Origin of the sequence: Limnohabitans sp., assembly GCF_031539105.1 — a bacterium.
Lineage (GTDB): Bacteria > Pseudomonadota > Gammaproteobacteria > Burkholderiales > Burkholderiaceae_C > Limnohabitans.
The window spans coordinates 74,232-90,180 of the sequence record NZ_JAVKLM010000003.1 but is presented as its reverse complement, the minus strand read 5'-3'; the positions used below and the strand labels follow the sequence as shown (position 1 = coordinate 90,180).

At 56.5% G+C, this 15,949-nt stretch carries 16 protein-coding genes and 3 tRNA genes; 13 read left to right on the top strand and 6 right to left on the bottom strand.

What is annotated here, in order from left to right:
* Nucleotides 1–175: 175 nt before the first annotated feature.
* Entirely contained in the window at nucleotides 176–715 is a 540-nt protein-coding gene (locus tag RMR24_RS00550; RefSeq protein ID WP_310613138.1) for a glycine zipper 2TM domain-containing protein, read from the bottom strand.
* A gap of 85 nt (nucleotides 716–800) precedes the next feature.
* Nucleotides 801–1,160, bottom strand: coding sequence for an arsenate reductase (locus RMR24_RS00545; RefSeq protein ID WP_310613137.1), 360 nt, complete (start codon nucleotides 1,158–1,160; stop codon nucleotides 801–803).
* Between the two features lie 56 nt (nucleotides 1,161–1,216).
* Here RMR24_RS00545 and folC point away from each other — a divergent pair, with 56 nt between their 5' ends.
* The 10 genes from folC (at nucleotide 1,217) to RMR24_RS00495 (ending at nucleotide 8,879) form a co-directional block, all read left to right on the top strand.
* Entirely contained in the window at nucleotides 1,217–2,515 is a 1,299-nt protein-coding gene (gene folC, locus RMR24_RS00540) for a bifunctional tetrahydrofolate synthase/dihydrofolate synthase (protein WP_310613136.1), read from the top strand.
* A 12-nt stretch (nucleotides 2,516–2,527) separates the two neighbouring features.
* Nucleotides 2,528–3,262 (top strand): SPOR domain-containing protein, encoded by a 735-nt coding sequence (locus tag RMR24_RS00535; protein WP_310613135.1) that lies wholly within the window; start codon nucleotides 2,528–2,530, stop codon nucleotides 3,260–3,262.
* Between the two features lie 6 nt (nucleotides 3,263–3,268).
* Nucleotides 3,269–3,763 carry a CvpA family protein gene (locus RMR24_RS00530; RefSeq protein ID WP_310613134.1) on the top strand — a complete coding sequence of 165 codons (495 nt, stop codon included), beginning with the start codon at nucleotides 3,269–3,271 and terminating at the stop codon, nucleotides 3,761–3,763.
* Entirely contained in the window at nucleotides 3,763–5,277 is a 1,515-nt protein-coding gene (gene purF, locus RMR24_RS00525; RefSeq protein ID WP_310613133.1) for an amidophosphoribosyltransferase, read from the top strand. The genes RMR24_RS00530 and purF overlap by 1 nt, the downstream gene beginning before the upstream one ends.
* A gap of 7 nt (nucleotides 5,278–5,284) precedes the next feature.
* On the top strand, nucleotides 5,285–6,496 hold the full coding sequence (locus RMR24_RS00520; protein WP_310613132.1) for an O-succinylhomoserine sulfhydrylase: 1,212 nt from the start codon (nucleotides 5,285–5,287) through the stop codon (nucleotides 6,494–6,496).
* Nucleotides 6,497–6,509: 13 nt separating this feature from the next.
* Nucleotides 6,510–7,898 carry a glutamate--tRNA ligase gene (gene gltX, locus RMR24_RS00515; RefSeq protein ID WP_310613131.1) on the top strand — a complete coding sequence of 463 codons (1,389 nt, stop codon included), beginning with the start codon at nucleotides 6,510–6,512 and terminating at the stop codon, nucleotides 7,896–7,898.
* Nucleotides 7,899–7,932: 34 nt separating this feature from the next.
* A tRNA-Ala gene (locus RMR24_RS00510) sits at nucleotides 7,933–8,008 on the top strand.
* A 38-nt stretch (nucleotides 8,009–8,046) separates the two neighbouring features.
* Nucleotides 8,047–8,122: transfer RNA gene (locus RMR24_RS00505), tRNA-Glu, on the top strand.
* A gap of 58 nt (nucleotides 8,123–8,180) precedes the next feature.
* A tRNA-Asp gene (locus tag RMR24_RS00500) sits at nucleotides 8,181–8,257 on the top strand.
* A 250-nt stretch (nucleotides 8,258–8,507) separates the two neighbouring features.
* Nucleotides 8,508–8,879 (top strand): RNA-binding protein, encoded by a 372-nt coding sequence (locus RMR24_RS00495; RefSeq protein ID WP_310613130.1) that lies wholly within the window; start codon nucleotides 8,508–8,510, stop codon nucleotides 8,877–8,879.
* Between the two features lie 90 nt (nucleotides 8,880–8,969).
* Here the strand turns inward: RMR24_RS00495 and RMR24_RS00490 are convergent, their stop codons facing one another.
* The 3 genes from RMR24_RS00490 to RMR24_RS00480 form a co-directional block, all read right to left on the bottom strand.
* Complete coding sequence (locus RMR24_RS00490; protein WP_310613129.1) at nucleotides 8,970–9,215, bottom strand: hypothetical protein; 246 nt, start codon at nucleotides 9,213–9,215, stop codon at nucleotides 8,970–8,972.
* Nucleotides 9,216–9,399: 184 nt separating this feature from the next.
* Nucleotides 9,400–10,293, bottom strand: coding sequence for a DMT family transporter (locus tag RMR24_RS00485; protein ID WP_310613128.1), 894 nt, complete (start codon nucleotides 10,291–10,293; stop codon nucleotides 9,400–9,402).
* A complete protein-coding gene (locus RMR24_RS00480; RefSeq protein ID WP_310613127.1) occupies nucleotides 10,290–10,853 on the bottom strand; it encodes a methylated-DNA--[protein]-cysteine S-methyltransferase in 564 nt (187 codons plus the stop codon). The genes RMR24_RS00485 and RMR24_RS00480 overlap by 4 nt, the downstream gene beginning before the upstream one ends.
* Before the next feature lie 49 nt (nucleotides 10,854–10,902).
* Here RMR24_RS00480 and RMR24_RS00475 point away from each other — a divergent pair, with 49 nt between their 5' ends.
* The 3 genes from RMR24_RS00475 to RMR24_RS00465 are packed head-to-tail and all read left to right on the top strand — an operon-like array spanning nucleotide 10,903 to nucleotide 14,584.
* Nucleotides 10,903–12,303 (top strand): phosphomannomutase/phosphoglucomutase, encoded by a 1,401-nt coding sequence (locus RMR24_RS00475; protein ID WP_310613126.1) that lies wholly within the window; start codon nucleotides 10,903–10,905, stop codon nucleotides 12,301–12,303.
* Nucleotides 12,300–13,286 carry a lipopolysaccharide heptosyltransferase I gene (gene waaC, locus RMR24_RS00470; RefSeq protein WP_310613125.1) on the top strand — a complete coding sequence of 329 codons (987 nt, stop codon included), beginning with the start codon at nucleotides 12,300–12,302 and terminating at the stop codon, nucleotides 13,284–13,286. The genes RMR24_RS00475 and waaC overlap by 4 nt, the downstream gene beginning before the upstream one ends.
* Nucleotides 13,286–14,584 carry a 3-deoxy-D-manno-octulosonic acid transferase gene (locus RMR24_RS00465; RefSeq protein ID WP_310613124.1) on the top strand — a complete coding sequence of 433 codons (1,299 nt, stop codon included), beginning with the start codon at nucleotides 13,286–13,288 and terminating at the stop codon, nucleotides 14,582–14,584. The genes waaC and RMR24_RS00465 overlap by 1 nt, the downstream gene beginning before the upstream one ends.
* On the opposite strand, the gene RMR24_RS00460 is transcribed toward RMR24_RS00465, so the two are convergent.
* Nucleotides 14,581–15,939 carry a TolC family outer membrane protein gene (locus RMR24_RS00460; RefSeq protein ID WP_310613123.1) on the bottom strand — a complete coding sequence of 453 codons (1,359 nt, stop codon included), beginning with the start codon at nucleotides 15,937–15,939 and terminating at the stop codon, nucleotides 14,581–14,583. The genes RMR24_RS00465 and RMR24_RS00460 overlap by 4 nt on opposite strands.
* Nucleotides 15,940–15,949 lie beyond the last annotated feature (10 nt).

The following is a 15,949-nucleotide window of genomic DNA, read 5'->3' as shown; positions in this document are numbered from 1 at the left end:
CCGTCAAAAAACACATTGGCTTGGGTGGTGATGCTGACGCTGTCGATTTTTTCTGTGGTCATGGTGTGCGCTCGGTATGAATTGCAAAACCGTAGATTTTAGGTGACCCAAAACAACAAAAGCCGCTGAAAGCGGCTTTTGGTTGGTCAAACGCCCAAATGAGCGTGTGAACGGCTTAGTAGCGTGGAGCCGAGCCTGCAGGAGGCACGTTGCCGTAGCTCGTGTTGGCGGCTGGCACCATGGGGGTGATTTGCAAACGCACGGTAGGGCCTGGGTCTTGAGGCATTTGCACGGTGTATTGCTTGCCTGCAAACTCGTACACCACGTTGTAAGCCATGGTGCGGTTCTCGTAGAACATTTGCTGGCTGCAGCTTTGGACGTTGCGCACTTCGGCGGTGCCTGGGCCTTCAATGTTGTCACCCAAGATGGCACCACCAAATAAGCCAGCCATCGTGGCTAAGGCGTTGCCAGACCCTCTGCCAACTTGGTTGCCAATGACGCCGCCTGCAATCGCGCCCATGGCCGCACCTGCGCCAGATTTTTGGCCGCCAGTCGTCACTTGTTGGTTGTTACACACTTGGCGTGGCACGGCCACTTGTTGAATGATGGGCGTGCTTGAGATGACTTTGCCGACTTCTTGCGCCTGTACCGAAGCCGATGCAAATACAGTCATCAGGCCGGCGAGTAATGTGGTTTGAAGGGTGATTTTTTTCATGGAAGATCCGTTTTAACTTGGCAGAAGTGTAGTACTTGGTGCGAGTTGCACTGTAAAGCGGCGGTAAAACTTGGTTTGAAACAACTCAAGCTACAACGCTCTCCCAAGCCTCAGGGTTGACGCCCACAATGACCGTTTGGCCTTTCACCACCACCGGTCGCTTCACCACACTGGCGTGTTCCAGCATCAAGGCGCGGGCCGATGCGTTGTCCACCACGCTTGCTTGCAGCGTCGGGTCAAGCTTGCGCCAGGTGGTGCCTTTGCGGTTGACCAGCACATCCCAATTCACATGCTGTAGCCATACGTCGACAGCCTCGGGCGGTACGCCTTGTTTTTTGAAATCGTGAAACACGTAGTCCACGCCATGGTCAGTCAGCCACACGCGGGCTTTTTTGACGCTGTCGCAGTTGGGAATGCCGTAAACGGTGATGGTTGTTTTGCTCATAGGGCTGAATCATGCCGCAAACCTTGTGGCCCGAAGCGGTGGGCGACAATCACAGGATGAATTCACTAGCCAGTTGGCTCGCGCATTGCGAGCGTTTGCACCCTAAAAATATCGACATGGGCCTTGAGCGCGTACGCACCGTGGCCGAGCGCTTGGCGCTCAAGTTTGATTGCCCCGTCATCACCGTGGCGGGCACCAACGGCAAGGGCTCGACCTGCGCCATGTTGGAGGCGTGCTTGCTCGAAGCGGGTTATCGCCCCAGCGTTTACACCTCGCCCCACTTGGTGCATTTCCAAGAGCGCTGCCGCGTGCATGGCGAAACCGTGCAGCCAGACGATTTACTGCCACATTTCGCGAAAGTAGAAGCGGCACGGACCCAAGACGGTGAGGTATCACTCACTTACTTCGAGTTCACCACCTTGGCGATTTTGAGTTTGATGGCGTCGTCACCCATCGATGTGGCCATTCTTGAGGTCGGCTTGGGCGGGCGCTTGGACGCGGTGAATGTGATTGAGCCGACTTGTTCGATCATCACCAGCGTGGACCTAGACCACATGGACTTTTTGGGTCATGACCGCGAAACCATTGGCCGCGAGAAGGCCGGCATCATGCGCACGGGTCGTCCCGTCATCGTGAGCGACCCCGTGCCGCCGCAAAGTGTGATTGACCACGCCACCGAAATTGGCGCTGACCTGTGGCTGTTTGGTCGTGACTTCAATTTCACCGGCGACAAGCAGCAGTGGGGTTGGGCAGGGCGTGGACGCCGCTACAGCGGTTTGGCTTATCCCGCGTTGCGTGGGGCTAACCAGTTGGTCAATGCCAGCGGTGTGTTGGCGGCTCTTGAGGCTTTGCGCAGCGACATGCCTGTGACGGCCCAAGCTATTCGCAATGGCTTGGCCATGGTGGAGTTGCCAGGGCGCTTTCAAATCGTGCCGGGCCAGCCTGCTTTGGTGTTTGATGTGGCGCACAACGCCCACGCTGTGGCGGCACTGACCGAAAACCTCGATGCCATGGGTTTTTATCCCACCACCCACGTGGTGTTTGGTGCCATGGCCGACAAAGACGTGGCCCCTATGCTGGCACGTGTGGGCCCCTTGGTGGACCGCTGGTACTTTTGCGATTTGCCTACCCAACGCGCCGCCAAAGCCACCCAGTTGCAAGAAGTTTGGCAAGCGGGCAACCTCCGCAAAGACGTGCAAGCCAGCACCCATTCCGACCCACAAGCCGCACTGGACGCAGCCGTGGCTGCGGCAGACCCCGCTGATAGAATTGTTGTCTTCGGATCGTTCTTTACGGTCGGGGGGATTTTGGCGAATGGCATCCCCCGTTTAGACGCCCCACATTTGAGCTCCTGAGACCCCATTCACATGGCTTTTTTCAAGTTTCGATTGCCCGGTCAACCGACCAGCGAGCCCCAAGGCAACCCCAGCAACAGTCCCGCCGAGAGCGTGGACGCCATGCGTCGCCGCGCACGTCACCGTTTGATTGGTGCCTCGGTATTGGTCGTGTTGGGCGTGGTCGGTTTCCCCTTGTTGTTTGACACCCAGCCGCGCCCTGTGTCGGTGGACATTGCGGTGGACATTCCAGACCGCGCCACAGCCAAGCCTTTGGTCGATACCTCCAAGCAAAAGCCTTTGTCAGCCGGTGCAGGCTTGGATGCCAAAGAAGAAGTGGTGCCGGATGTAAAGCCCGAGCCCAAAGTAGAAGCCAAGCCAAAAGCAGAGATCAAACCTGAAGTTGCAGTGGCGGCCGCTGCGGCAGTTGCCGCTGTGGTGCCCAAAACAGAAAACAAGCCCGAGCCAGTGAAGGCAGAAGTGAAGCCGCCTGCCAAGACCGAAGTAGCGACCAAGCCCACCGACACCAAAGACACAGGTGCTCGCTTTGTGGTGCAAGCCGGCACGTTTTCGGACGATGGCAAGCTGCGCGAAGCGCGCAGCAAGCTTGAAAAAGCAGGCATTGCCACTTACACCCAAGTCATTGAGGGCAAAGATGGGCGTCGCGTGCGTGTGCGCGTGGGTCCGTTCACCAAACGTGACGATGCCGACAAGATGGCAAACAAGATCAAGCAGTTGCAATTGCAGCCGCAAGTCTTGACGCTGTAACAAGCGATGCAAGCACTTTCGGCCGTAGATTGGATGCTACTGGCCGTCTTGGGCCTGTCATTCTCGTTAGGGCTTTGGCGCGGCATTGTGCAAGAGGTGCTGTCACTGGCGGGTTGGGTGGCTGCGTTTTATGTGTCGCAGATGTATGCCCCGATGGCTGCCGCGTGGTTGCCCATGGAAGGCAGCAGCCAAATGCTGCGTTATGCCGCTGGTTTTGTGGTGGTGTTTGTCGCGGTCTTAGTGGCGACGGTGCTGGTCAGTTTTGTGGTCAAAATGCTGGTGTCTGCCGTGGGCCTGGGGCCTTTGGACCGTTTGTTGGGCAGCTTGTTTGGATTGATGCGCGGTGTGGTCATTTTGTTGGCTGTGACCGTGTTGGTGGGCATGACGCCCATGCGTGAGACTGAAGGCTGGAGAGAAGCCCAAGGTGCGCAGTGGTTGCAACAGTTTTTGCATGTGTTGAAGCCGGTGTTACCGGCTGATTTTGGAAAGTACCTCCCCTAATGTGTGGCATCGTCGGCGTTGCAAGCAACGCACCTGTGAACCAGTTGATTTATGACGCCTTGTTGCTCTTGCAGCACCGAGGCCAAGATGCCGCAGGCATCGTGACCCAGCTGGACCGTAAATTTTTCATGCACAAAGCCAAAGGCATGGTGCGAGATGTGTTTCGCACCCGCAACATGCGCGCCTTGCCTGGCAACAACGGCTTAGGCCAAGTGCGTTACCCCACCGCAGGCAATGCCTTCAGCGAAGAAGAGGCTCAGCCTTTTTACGTGAACGCACCTTACGGCTTGGTACTGGTGCACAACGGCAACTTGACCAACGCCCACGCGTTGAAGGCGGAGTTGTTTTCTGAAGACCACCGCCACATCAACACCGAGAGCGACTCTGAAGTGTTGCTCAACGTGCTGGCCCACGAGATTGACAAAACCACACGCGGCTTGCCCCTGAAGCCCGCTGATGTGTTTGAAGCCGTGCGCCGCGTGCACCGCCGCATCCAAGGCTCTTACGCTGTGGTGTCCATGATTGCAGGCCACGGCTTGCTGGCGTTTCGTGACCCGTTTGGCATTCGCCCTTTGTGCATTGGCCGTGGTGCGGATGGCACCTACATGGTGGCCAGCGAGTCGGTGGCATTGGACGGCACGGGCCATGTGTTTGAGCGGGACATTGCACCGGGCGAAGCGGTGTTCATTGACCTCGCAGGCCAAGCTCACTTCATGCAATGCGCCGATGTGCCCCAGCTCAAGCCTTGTATTTTTGAATACGTGTACTTGGCACGTCCAGACTCGACGATGGACGGCATCTCTGTCTACCAAGCCCGTTTGAACTTGGGCGAGACTTTGGCCAAGCGGGTGATTTCCGCGGTGCCACCGACCGACATCGACGTGATCATTCCGATTCCTGAATCCAGCCGCCCCAGCGCCACGCAACTGGCGCATTTGTTGGGCGTGCCTTACCGCGAAGGCTTTGTTAAAAACCGTTACGTGGGCCGCACCTTCATCATGCCGGGTCAAGGCGTGCGTAAAAAGTCGGTGCGCCAAAAACTCAACGTGATTGCCAGCGAATTCAAAGGCCGCAACGTGCTGTTGGTGGACGATTCCATCGTGCGCGGCACGACCAGCCGCGAGATTGTGCAAATGGCCCGTGATGCAGGCGCACGCAAGGTGTACTTGGCCAGCGCGGCGCCGCCTGTGCGTTTTCCTAACGTGTACGGCATTGATATGCCTACGCCCGAAGAGTTGGTGGCCCATGACCGCACCATTGAACAAATTCGTGAGCTCATTGGTTGCGATGCCTTGATTTACCAAGACGTCGAAGCCATGAAGCAAGCCGTGCTCTCAGCCACCGCCGCTGGCGCTCCTAAGCTCGACGGCTTTGATGCCTCTTGCTTTGATGGCGTGTATGTGACAGGCGATGTGTCACTGAGCGACATCGTGCGTTTGAACGAAAAACGTGTGGGTCAGGAAGAGGGCGCTGAAGACAACTCGCGCCTCGCTTTGCCCAACCCTTCGGAGTAACTTAGGTATGAGCCAACACCCTTTGCCCGCAGATTTGCACCTAGAAACTTTGGCTGTGCGTTTGGCCGCTGACCGCAGTCAGTATGGTGAAAACTCTGAAGCCTTGTACCTGACCAGCGGTTATGTGCAGCCCTCGGCCGAAGCCTCGGCACGCCGCTTTGCGGGCGAAGAAGACGGCTACACCTATGGTCGCTCAGGCAACCCAACAGTCAGCAGCTTTGAAATGCGCTTGGCTGCGTTGGAGGGGAGCGAGGCTTGCTTGGCCACATCTTCAGGCATGTCTTCGGTCATGTTGATGTTGTTCAGCTTGCTCAAAGCGGGTGACCATGTGGTGTATTCACAGTCCATGTTTGGCTCGACTTTGAAGCTCATTGGCTCAGAGTTCGCCCGCTTTGGTGTGGAATCCACTGTGGTGTCCCAAACCGATTTGGCTGAGTGGCAAGCTGCCATTCGCCCTAACACCAAGATCTTGTTTGCCGAAACGCCCACCAACCCTTTGACCGAGGTGTGTGACATCGCTGCCTTGGCCGACATGGCGCACAACGCGGGCGCATTGCTGGCGGTCGACAACTGTTTTGCTACGCCAATTCTGCAGCGCCCCATGGCCATGGGGTCAGACATCGTCATGCATTCTGGCACCAAGTATTTGGATGGCCAAGGCCGTGTGATGGCTGGCGCATTGTGTGCCAGCGAAAAGCTGATCAAAGAAAAGTTTTTGCCGGTCATGAAGAACACCGGCATGGTGCTGTCACCCTTCAATGCCTGGGTGGTGCTCAAAGGTTTGGAGACGCTCGACATTCGCATGCGTGCGCAAAGCGCACATGCCCACGCGATGGCGCAGTGGCTGGAGCAGCATCCTGCGGTTTCACGCGTGTACTACCCAGGCTTAGTTTCTCACCCGCAGCACGACTTGGCGTTGAAGCAAATGTCGGGCATGGGCGGCGCGGTGTTGTCGTTCGATGTGAAGGCGACTGACCCGCAGCAAGCGCGAACGCGAGCGTTCCATGTGCTCGACAGCTTGCGCACACTCTCGCTGTGTACCAACTTGGGCGACACCAAAACCTTGCTCACACACCCCGCCAGCACCTCGCACGGCAAGCTGTCGGAAGACCAGCGTCAAGCCGCAGGCATTGGCCAAGGCATGATTCGCTTTGCGGCTGGCCTCGAACATTTAGACGACATGAAGGCCGACCTTTTGCGCGGCCTCGATACCCTTTGATTTTTATTTCTGCATGACCAAAATTCGCACCCGTTTCGCGCCATCGCCCACTGGCTTTATTCACCTCGGCAACATTCGCTCGGCTTTGTACCCTTGGGCGTTTGCACGCGCCACTGGTGGCGACTTTATTTTGCGCATTGAAGACACCGATCTTGAGCGCTCCAACCAAGCCTCGGTGGACGTCATCATCGAAGGCATGAAGTGGTTGGGCCTCGACCACGACGAAGGCCCTTTCTACCAAATGCAGCGCATGGACCGTTACAAGGCCGTGTTGGAAGACCTCAAAGCCGGTGGCCACGTGTATCCATGCTATATGAGCATGGAAGAGCTGGACGCCCTGCGCGAACAGCAAATGGCTAACAAAGAAAAGCCACGCTACAACGGCACGTGGCGCCCCGAGCCAGGCAAGACCTTGCCCGCCATTCCTGAAGGCGTGAAGCCTGTTCTGCGCTTTAAAAACCCACAAGGCGGCTCGGTCGTGTGGGAAGACAAAGTCAAAGGTCGCATCGAAATCAGCAACGACGAGTTGGACGACTTGGTCATTGCCCGCCCCGATGGCACACCCACCTACAACTTTTGCGTGGTGGTGGACGACATCGACATGGCCATCACCCATGTCATCCGTGGTGACGACCATGTGAACAACACGCCCCGCCAAATCAACATCTTCAAAGCGCTGGGCAAAGAAACGCCGGTGTATGCCCACTTGCCCACCGTGCTCAACGAGCAAGGCGAGAAGATGAGCAAGCGCAGCGGCGCCAAAGCCGTGACGCAATATCGCGACGAAGGCTATTTGCCTGACGCGATGGTCAACTACCTTGCGCGTTTGGGTTGGAGCCACGGCGATGACGAAATTTTCAGCCGTGCGCAATTCTTAGAGTGGTTCAACCTCGATCACCTCGGCCGCAGTGCCGCACAGTTTGACGAAGCCAAGCTCAAGTGGGTCAACGCCCAACATTTGAAAGCGATGGCCGACGATGCACTCGCACCGTTGGTGAGCGCTGAGTTGGCCAAGCGCGGCATCACCGCCGACGACCGTTTGCCTGCCATTTGCGGCTTGTTCAAAGACCGCTGCGACACCTTGTTAGTCTTGGCTGATTGGGCCACGGCGTTTTACAACGACGTCACACCACAGGCGGACGATGTAGTCAAACACATCACACCCGCTGTGCTGCCCGCACTCGATGCCTTGGCTGCCAAGCTCGGCGCACTGGCAGAGTGGAGCACAGCCAATGTGAGTGCTGCGTTCAAAGAAGTGTTGACTGAGCAAAGTTTGAAGATGCCACAACTTGCGATGCCTGTGCGCGTTTTGGTCATGGGCACACCGCAAACACCGTCGGTGGACGCCGTGCTTTGGCTGTGCGGCAAACAAAAAGTTTTGGCGCGTTTGACCAAACGCTAAAATTCTTGATATACTATTGTTCTCGACACCCAACGGGGGTATAGCTCAGCTGGGAGAGCGCTTGCATGGCATGCAAGAGGTCAGCGGTTCGATCCCGCTTACCTCCACCAAAATGTCGAGACGTTTCTAAAGAAACAGTCTAGGTTATGACCCTATCGTCTAGAGGCCTAGGACATCACCCTTTCACGGTGAGTACCGGGGTTCGAATCCCCGTAGGGTCGCCAAGTTTTGTAGCACTTGGTCATGTTGCATGAAGCTTCATGGCAAAAGTTACAGCTATCAGGAGTGGTAGTTCAGTTGGTTAGAATACCGGCCTGTCACGCCGGGGGTCGCGGGTTCGAGTCCCGTCCACTCCGCCAAATAAAAAGCCTAAGTAGTTCGCTGCTTGGGCTTTTTTCTTGCCTGCGCACATCAAGCGTTGCGTAAATGATGAATAAAAGCGCTTCTTAAATTTTAAATTGTGAAAAGAAGTGCATAATGCCTCAGCGCTGGTAATAAACCACTGGCGCAAATCAGGTGATAGGTCAGTTTCGCGCGCTACGGCGTTACTTCTCGGGTTAGTTGTGCTATCGGGACCCCTTCGCTTTTTCTTGTATTTAAGGAGTCCTCATGGGCAATAAACTTTACGTCGGCAATCTGCCATACACGGTTCGCGATGGCGACCTCGAGCAATCTTTCGGTGAATTCGGTTCTGTTACCAGCGCCAAAGTCATGATGGAGCGCGACACCGGCCGCTCAAAAGGTTTCGGCTTTGTCGAAATGGGCAGCGATGCCGAAGCACAAGCTGCTATCGAAGGCATGAATGGTCAATCTTTGGGTGGTCGTAGCATCACTGTGAACGAAGCACGCCCAATGGAACCACGTCCTCCCCGTTCAGGTGGCGGCGGCTACGGTGGTGGCGATCGCTCAGGCGGTGGCGGCTACGGTGGTGGTGGCGACCGTTCAGGTGGCTACGGTGGTGGCGGTCGCGGCGGTTACTAAGCCCTGCAGATCTTTTGATTCAGCCTTGTGCTGAGTCAATCAAAAAAGGCCTCAGAACGTAAGTTCTGAGGCCTTTTTCACGTCTGCAACTTAATGCGTGGGTGTTGTGCGATGCACCCAATCCAAACCTTGCGCCAGTGAGTAGTTGGCTGCGTCAGCATGTGTAGCGAAGTCATCGATGAACGACATGATGCGTGCGGTGCTGGCGCTGCCTTGGCCGCTGGCGACAGAGACTTGGGCTGCAAAGCGGCCGCTCGGAAGTGCGCGTGGACAGGCCGCGATGCGGTATTTGCCAAGTGTGATGGCGTTGTTTTGTATTTGGATAGCTGGAATCATGGAAATCTTAAAAAATAGAACGACAAAACGCAGTCCTGAAAGAACTGGTTGAAATACGCGAAGAAGTGGGAATTTACTTAAATGCCCCTTTGCTAAGGGGCTGGCACGGCAATGTAGAGGTGCGTGCTAGAAGTCGACTAAAGCGATCAACTAATGTAACAGGCAAGCGTTTCGCTTGCAAGCTTTATTTGCGGCCTACAAGGCCAGAGGCCAAAGCGGTGCCCGCCACAATGACCACGGCGCAGCCCATCATCCAATGGGTGACCACTTCGTCTAAGAACACCACACCAAAGAAATTGGCGAAGACCGGAATTAAATAGGTCACGGTCATGGCACGAGCGGGGCCCGTTCGCGTCATCAGCCGGAAATACAACACATAGGCCAAGGCGGTACATAGCAAGCCTGCAATGCCGAGTGCGCCCCAAGCATGCAGTGTTGGCGATTCGCTGGGCCAAGTGAGCAGAGCGGGGATGGTCAGTCCAATGCTCGCACCCCACAAACTACCAGTGGTGGTGACGATGGAGGGTACGTTTTGCAAAAAGCGTTTGGTGAAGCTCCCTGCAATGCCGTAGCAAAACGTGGCAACCAAGCAGGCTGCAATGGCAAGACCAGAGCCGCCGGATTCAAACGAAATGCCTCCCGGCACATCGCTGGCCAGCAACACCACCCCCGTGAAGCCCAGTGCCAATCCCACCGCGCGTGTGGCATTGAGCTTGTCGCCCAACCACACCCAAGCGATGAGTGCGCCAAACAGGGGTGTGGTGGCGTTCAAGATCGACGTCAAGCCTGTGTTGATGTGCATCAGCGCGTAGGCATAACAGGCGAAAGGGATGCCCGCATTGAGCAAGCCAGCAGACAGGGCGGGGCGCCAGTGCCGGACGAGCACGGGCAGTTCTTTGCGCCAGATCAGCACAGGCGTCAGCATGAGCGCTGCCAAGCTGATGCGCACCCACGCGGTAGGAAATGCGCCAAAAGCATGGGCGCCTTCGCGCATGAACAAAAATGACGAGCCCCACAGCAAAGCCAGCAGCACAAATTCAGGCACCCATTCGCGCCAGTGCACATGCGCTTCGTTCATGCGTGTGCGGTCTCGTGAGCTAACAAAAAGATTTTTCTCTCAAGCCCACCTGCGAACCCCGTGAGAGAGCCGTTGGCACCCACCACGCGATGGCACGGCACGACGATGGTGTGTGGATTCTGACCAATCGCTGCGCCCACGGCACGAACGGCTTTGGGGTTGCCAATGTTGCGGGCTATGTCACCATACGTGCAGGTGTGTCCGTAAGGAATGCGCTGCAAGGCTTGCCACACGCTGCGCTGGAAGGGGGTACCCGATATGGGATGTAGGGGCAGGTCGAAGCTATGACGCTGGCCGCTGAAATATTCAGCCAACTGCTGCGCTGCGGCTTGCAAGGTGGGATGTGTGTCGTTCGTCTGCCAGCAGCTGGTGTCTGGCATGTGTGCTTGACCTTCCACAAACCACACACCCGCCAAACCATGCGCGTTGGCCGCTATCAGCACATCGCCTAATGGCGAGGTGCAGTGGCTTTGGAACAAAGGGGTTGTTGGCTTTGTAAGCACTTGAAAAACCGTGTTGAAGGTAGAGATCGTGTTGGATGAGAGCCGGTTTTGGACCATCATAGTGGGCCTGTGAAAGCCGTGTTTGGCTCTCTACAATCTCATCACTATGCAAGTGAACGCCTCTATCTTCAAAGCCTACGACATCCGCGGTGTCGTTCCCTCCACCCTCAATGTCGAAGTGGCCGAGGCCTTGGGCCGTGCCTTTGGTACCCATGCTGCCGCTTCGGGCGAAACCACGGTCGCTGTTGGCCGCGATGGGCGCTTGAGCGGCCCTTCGCTGGTCGAAGCGCTGATGCGTGGCTTGGTGGCTGCGGGTGTGCAGGTGATAGATGTGGGCGCTGTGACGACCCCCATGCTGTATTTCGCGGCCAGCACGCTGTGCAAGAGCGGTATTCAAGTCACGGGCAGCCACAACCCCAAAGACTACAACGGGTTCAAGATGGTCTTGGGTGGTCGCGCGATTTACGGCGACGAAATTCAAGGCTTGCGCCACATCATGGAAGCCGAGAGCTGGACGCTCAAGGCGGGCGGCAGCATCAAGCACGTCGATGTGACGGCCGATTACGTGGCCCGCATCGTGGGCGATGTGCGCCTGAGCCGCCCCATGAAAGTGGTGGTCGATTGCGGCAACGGCATTGCGGGTGCAACAGCGCCTGGCATCTTCCGCGCCTTGGGTTGTGAGGTGATTGAGTTGTTCAGCGAAGTGGATGGCAATTTCCCCAACCACCACCCAGATCCCAGCAAGCCTGAGAACTTGAAAGACTTGATTGCCGCACTCAAAACCACAGGCGCTGAATTGGGCTTGGCTTTTGATGGCGACGGCGATCGCTTAGGCATCGTGACCCAAGACGGCAACAACATCTACCCCGACCGCCAAATGGCCATGTTTGCACAAGACGTGTTGTCACGCGTGCCCGGCGGCGCGATTGTGTTTGACGTGAAGTGCTCGCAGCGTTTGGCTCCCGCCATTCGCGAAGCGGGCGGCCAAGCTTTGATGTTCAAAACTGGCCACTCGCTCATCAAAGCCAAAATGAAAGAAGTCGACTCGCCTTTGGGCGGCGAAATGAGCGGCCACATCTTCTTCAAAGAACGTTGGTTTGGTTTTGACGACGGCACCTATGCCGGCTGCCGCTTGCTCGAAATCGTCAGCCGCAGCCCCGACGCCAATGTGGTGCTGAACGCCTTGCCCACCAGCTTCTCCACGCCTGAATTGAACGTGGGCTGTGCTGAAGGCGAACCACACCGCTTGAGCGCTGAGTTGCAGCAACTTGTGTCGTCGGGTGAATTGCCTTCGCCTGATTTCAAGCCCGAAGCCTGTGTGATTGATGGCTTGCGCATTGACTGGGCCGATGGCTTTGGTTTGATTCGCGCGTCTAACACCACGCCCGTCTTGGTGCTGCGTTTTGAAGGCCAAACCCAAGCCGCGCTGGACCGCATTGAGCAAGACATGCTGGCGCTCTTGCGTCGCGTGAAGCCGGATGCGAAGTTTCAAGAGGCGGCGCATTGAGGGTTTTGATCGTCAAGCTCTCGTCTTTGGGAGATGTGATTCAAACCATGCCTGTCATTGAGGACATGAAGGCCTGTTTGCCTGGCGTCACGATTGACTGGGTGGTTGAAGAAGCCTTTGCCGATCTAGTTTCTCAAGCGCAAGGGCTGACGCGTGTCATTGCTTGTGCTGAGCGTCGATGGCGCAAAAGCCCCTTCAAACGTGAAACGCGACAAGAGTGGGCGCAGTTTTGGCAGACCTTGCGTGAAACACCTTACGACGCCGTCATTGACTTTCAGGGGCTGATTAAATCCGCGCGCATTGCGCGTGGTGCCAGTTTGACGCCTCATGGATTTACTGCCACTTATGCCAACAAGAGTGACTTATGTGCCTACGAATGGCCCGTGAAATGGTTACTTCAAAAGTCTGTGCCGATGGAAAAGACGATCCATGCCGTCGCTCGCTATCGGACCTTGGCAGCTCGAGCCTTGGGTTATGAATCGACGGGTGTGCTTCAGCGTGCCCCCATTTATCCGTTGGTAGCTGCTGCACATGAAGATCGCGCAGGTGTCATGTTTGCGCATGGCACGACACGTTTGGACAATGAGTGGCCGTTTGAATCATGGGTGCAACTAGGACGTCGCCTTATTGAGCAGGGTGAAACTGTTCTTTTACCTCAAGCGAATGCGAGTGAGGCAGACTTGGTGCAGCGACTGGCGCAAGTGTTGGGTGAGCATGCACACGTGTTGCCACGCATGAAGTTGTCAGATGTTCTCTCTCGCATGGCGAATTGCCGCAGCGTTATTTCGGTTGACTCTGGTTTAGGTCATTTGGCTGTTGCGTTGAACCTCCCAGTTGTGCAGCTCTTTAGTCAGCCGCGCATTGAACGCGCGGGCCCTGTTGGCGCAACGCATCAGTGTGCTGTGGGCGGAGACCATGTGCCATCTGTGGATGAAGCTTGGAGTGCTTACCTTGCCTGTTCAGCGGCGGATGGTCCGCGGTGATGCTGCAAATTTATAGCTTGCTCATGCAGGCCTTGCAGCCCTTGTTGCGCCGAAAACTAAAACGCCGTGGTCGTGAAGAAGCGGGTTATTTGTACGCTATCGAAGAACGATTTGCCCACTACACACAGGCTCCCACTCAAGGTGGCTATGTGTGGGTGCATGCTGTGTCCTTGGGGGAAACACGCGCAGCGGCGGTGTTGCTGCAAGCCCTGCGAGCTGCGCAACCCGGCATTCGCATCTTGCTGACGCACGGCACCGCCACAGGGCGTGCCCAAGGTGTGAGCCTGCTGCAAGAAGGCGATGTGCAAGTGTGGCAACCATGGGACACGCCTGCTGCGGTGCAGCGCTTTTTGGCGCAGTTCAAACCCTGCGTGGGCATCATCTTAGAAACCGAGCTGTGGCCCAACTGGGTAGCGCAGTGCAACAAGGCCCATGTGCCCCTGGTGCTGGTCAACGCCCGCATGAGCGAGAAAAGCATGCACCAAGCGCAGCGCTTGGCTTGGCTGTCGCGGCCTGCGTATCAAGGCTTGTCAGCCGTGTTGGCGCAAACGCAGGCCGACGCCGAGCGCTTGCAAACCTTGGGTGCCAAGGTGGACGCGGTGTTGGGCAACTTGAAATTTGATGCCAAACCCGATGAGGCTCAACTGGCGTTGGCCAAGACGTGGAAGCAAAAGCTCACCCGCCCCGTGGTTTTGTTCACCAGCTCACGCGAAGGCGAAGAAACCATGTGGCTGGATGCGCTTCAAGCCTTGAAAGACATGCCGCTTGACCATCAAGACCACATCCACGCAGTGCATTGGTTGGTCGTGCCGCGTCACCCGCAACGCTTTGATGACGTGGCTGCTTTGATCGCTGAGCGCGGTTGGAAAGTGTCACGCCGTAGCCAATGGGTAGATGGGTCAGATGCCGATCAATCAAACGACGCCAACACCATTTGGCTGGGCGACTCGCTGGGCGAAATGGCTTTGTATTACGGCTTGTCAGATGCTGCATTGCTAGGGGGCAGCTTTGCGCCCTTAGGCGGACAAAACTTGATCGAGTCCACCGCGTGTGGCTGCCCCGTCATCATGGGGCCGCACACGTTTAACTTTGCAGAAGCTGCGCAGCTGGCCGAAGAAGCGGGTGCGGCCTTGCGCGTCGAAGGCATGGCTCAGGCCGTGACGACGGCTTTGCAGATGGTGAGGTTTGAGCCTGATGAGAATGCACACGTGCAAGCGTGCATGACGTTTTCACAAGCTCACCGAGGCGCAGCGCAGCGCACCACGCAGGCGCTGCTGCCCTATTTGAAAACGAATTAAGGTGCCAGCAAGGCGTTGATGGGCTGCAAGTCTGCAGGCGTCAACGTGCCAGCGGCTTGGCGCAGTTTGAGGTTGGTCACCAACACGTCGTAACGCGCTTTGGCCAAGTCGCGCTTGGTTTGGTAGAGCTGGCTTTGCGAGTTCAGCACATCGATGTTGATGTTCACACCCACCGAGTAACCCAGCTTGTTGGCATCCAACGCGCTTTGGCTAGAAGCCTCTGCGGCTTCGTAGGCTTTGACTTGGCTTAGGCCAGCGATCAAACCGAAATAGGTGTTGCGTGTGGCTTGCTCGGTGCCGCGGCGGGCGTTTTCCAAGTCAGCTTGTGCTTTGTCTTTCAAAGCGATGGCTTCTTTGACTTTGTAGACGCCGCTGAAACCTGCGAACAGGGGTACGTTCAAAAAGAGACCGACAGATGGGTTCCAAGTGGTCGATGGTGTCGAAGCATAGGTTGTGCCGACAAATGCACCTTTCAAGTTTTCTGTGCGGCCGTATGTCATTTGGGCGTCCAAAGTTGGCTTGTGAACTGCAGTTGCTTTGTCCATTTCGTAGTCGGCCACTTCAACCGCCAGTTGTGCCTGACGCACTGCAGGACTGCTCGCGTGTGCTTGGCTCACCCAGTCATTGACATCTTCTTTGGGCGGCGCAACCAAGGTGGTATTTTTGGCAAGTCGTTTGGGCTTGGCATTGCTCAAACCCACCACCATATCGAGCGCTAAGCGTTTGGTACGTATATCGTTTTCGGCAGCGATGGCTTGGGCATCAGCCAAGTCAAAGCGGGCTTGTGCATCGCGCACGCCCGTGATGGTGGCGGTGCCAACCTCAAAGTTGCGTTGCGCAGAAGCCAGTTGTTCACTCACGGCTTTCTTTTGCGTTTGAACCAGTTCTAGGTTGTCTTCACTGGTCAAGACGTCGAAATACGCTTGAGAGACACGAATCAATAACTCGTGTTCTGCAGCTTCGTATTGCGCAGCAGCTTGCAGCAATTGGCGGCCACCTTGTCGGTAAGTGGCCCATGCCGCAGGGCGATAAATGGGCTGAACCAATGTGGCGGCTGTGGTTTTGGTTTCCAGCTCGGTAATGGCTGTTCTTTCTGTCCCTTGTGACTGGCGTTGAAAGTCTGTTCGGACTTGACTCACGGAGACAGCAATGTTTGGCAAGATGCCGCCTAGTGCTTGGTTGGCTCTTGCCAAGTTCGCTTCAAACTGCGCCTTAGCCGAAATAAACCCTGCGTCGTACCCACGCGCTGCGTCATACATCTCAACCAAACTTTGGGCTTGTGCGTTTGTTGCAAAAGCCAACACCACGGCTGTGGTCAGGGGTAGGGTGCGAAACACAGTGCGAGAGAGCGACATTCAGTTCTTT

What these genes read in the sequence shown, in the direction of transcription:
- RMR24_RS00550 (WP_310613138.1), bottom strand. Translation starts at nt 715, where the DNA reads ATGAAAAAAATCACCCTTCAAACCACATTACTCGCCGGCCTGATGACT.
- RMR24_RS00545 (WP_310613137.1), bottom strand. Translation starts at nt 1,160, where the DNA reads ATGAGCAAAACAACCATCACCGTTTACGGCATTCCCAACTGCGACAGC.
- folC (WP_310613136.1), top strand. Translation starts at nt 1,217, where the DNA reads ATGAATTCACTAGCCAGTTGGCTCGCGCATTGCGAGCGTTTGCACCCT.
- RMR24_RS00535 (WP_310613135.1), top strand. Translation starts at nt 2,528, where the DNA reads ATGGCTTTTTTCAAGTTTCGATTGCCCGGTCAACCGACCAGCGAGCCC.
- RMR24_RS00530 (WP_310613134.1), top strand. Translation starts at nt 3,269, where the DNA reads ATGCAAGCACTTTCGGCCGTAGATTGGATGCTACTGGCCGTCTTGGGC.
- purF (WP_310613133.1), top strand. Translation starts at nt 3,763, where the DNA reads ATGTGTGGCATCGTCGGCGTTGCAAGCAACGCACCTGTGAACCAGTTG.
- RMR24_RS00520 (WP_310613132.1), top strand. Translation starts at nt 5,285, where the DNA reads ATGAGCCAACACCCTTTGCCCGCAGATTTGCACCTAGAAACTTTGGCT.
- gltX (WP_310613131.1), top strand. Translation starts at nt 6,510, where the DNA reads ATGACCAAAATTCGCACCCGTTTCGCGCCATCGCCCACTGGCTTTATT.
- RMR24_RS00495 (WP_310613130.1), top strand. Translation starts at nt 8,508, where the DNA reads ATGGGCAATAAACTTTACGTCGGCAATCTGCCATACACGGTTCGCGAT.
- RMR24_RS00490 (WP_310613129.1), bottom strand. Translation starts at nt 9,215, where the DNA reads ATGATTCCAGCTATCCAAATACAAAACAACGCCATCACACTTGGCAAA.
- RMR24_RS00485 (WP_310613128.1), bottom strand. Translation starts at nt 10,293, where the DNA reads ATGAACGAAGCGCATGTGCACTGGCGCGAATGGGTGCCTGAATTTGTG.
- RMR24_RS00480 (WP_310613127.1), bottom strand. Translation starts at nt 10,853, where the DNA reads ATGGTCCAAAACCGGCTCTCATCCAACACGATCTCTACCTTCAACACG.
- RMR24_RS00475 (WP_310613126.1), top strand. Translation starts at nt 10,903, where the DNA reads ATGCAAGTGAACGCCTCTATCTTCAAAGCCTACGACATCCGCGGTGTC.
- RMR24_RS00465 (WP_310613124.1), top strand. Translation starts at nt 13,286, where the DNA reads ATGCTGCAAATTTATAGCTTGCTCATGCAGGCCTTGCAGCCCTTGTTG.
- RMR24_RS00460 (WP_310613123.1), bottom strand. Translation starts at nt 15,939, where the DNA reads ATGTCGCTCTCTCGCACTGTGTTTCGCACCCTACCCCTGACCACAGCC.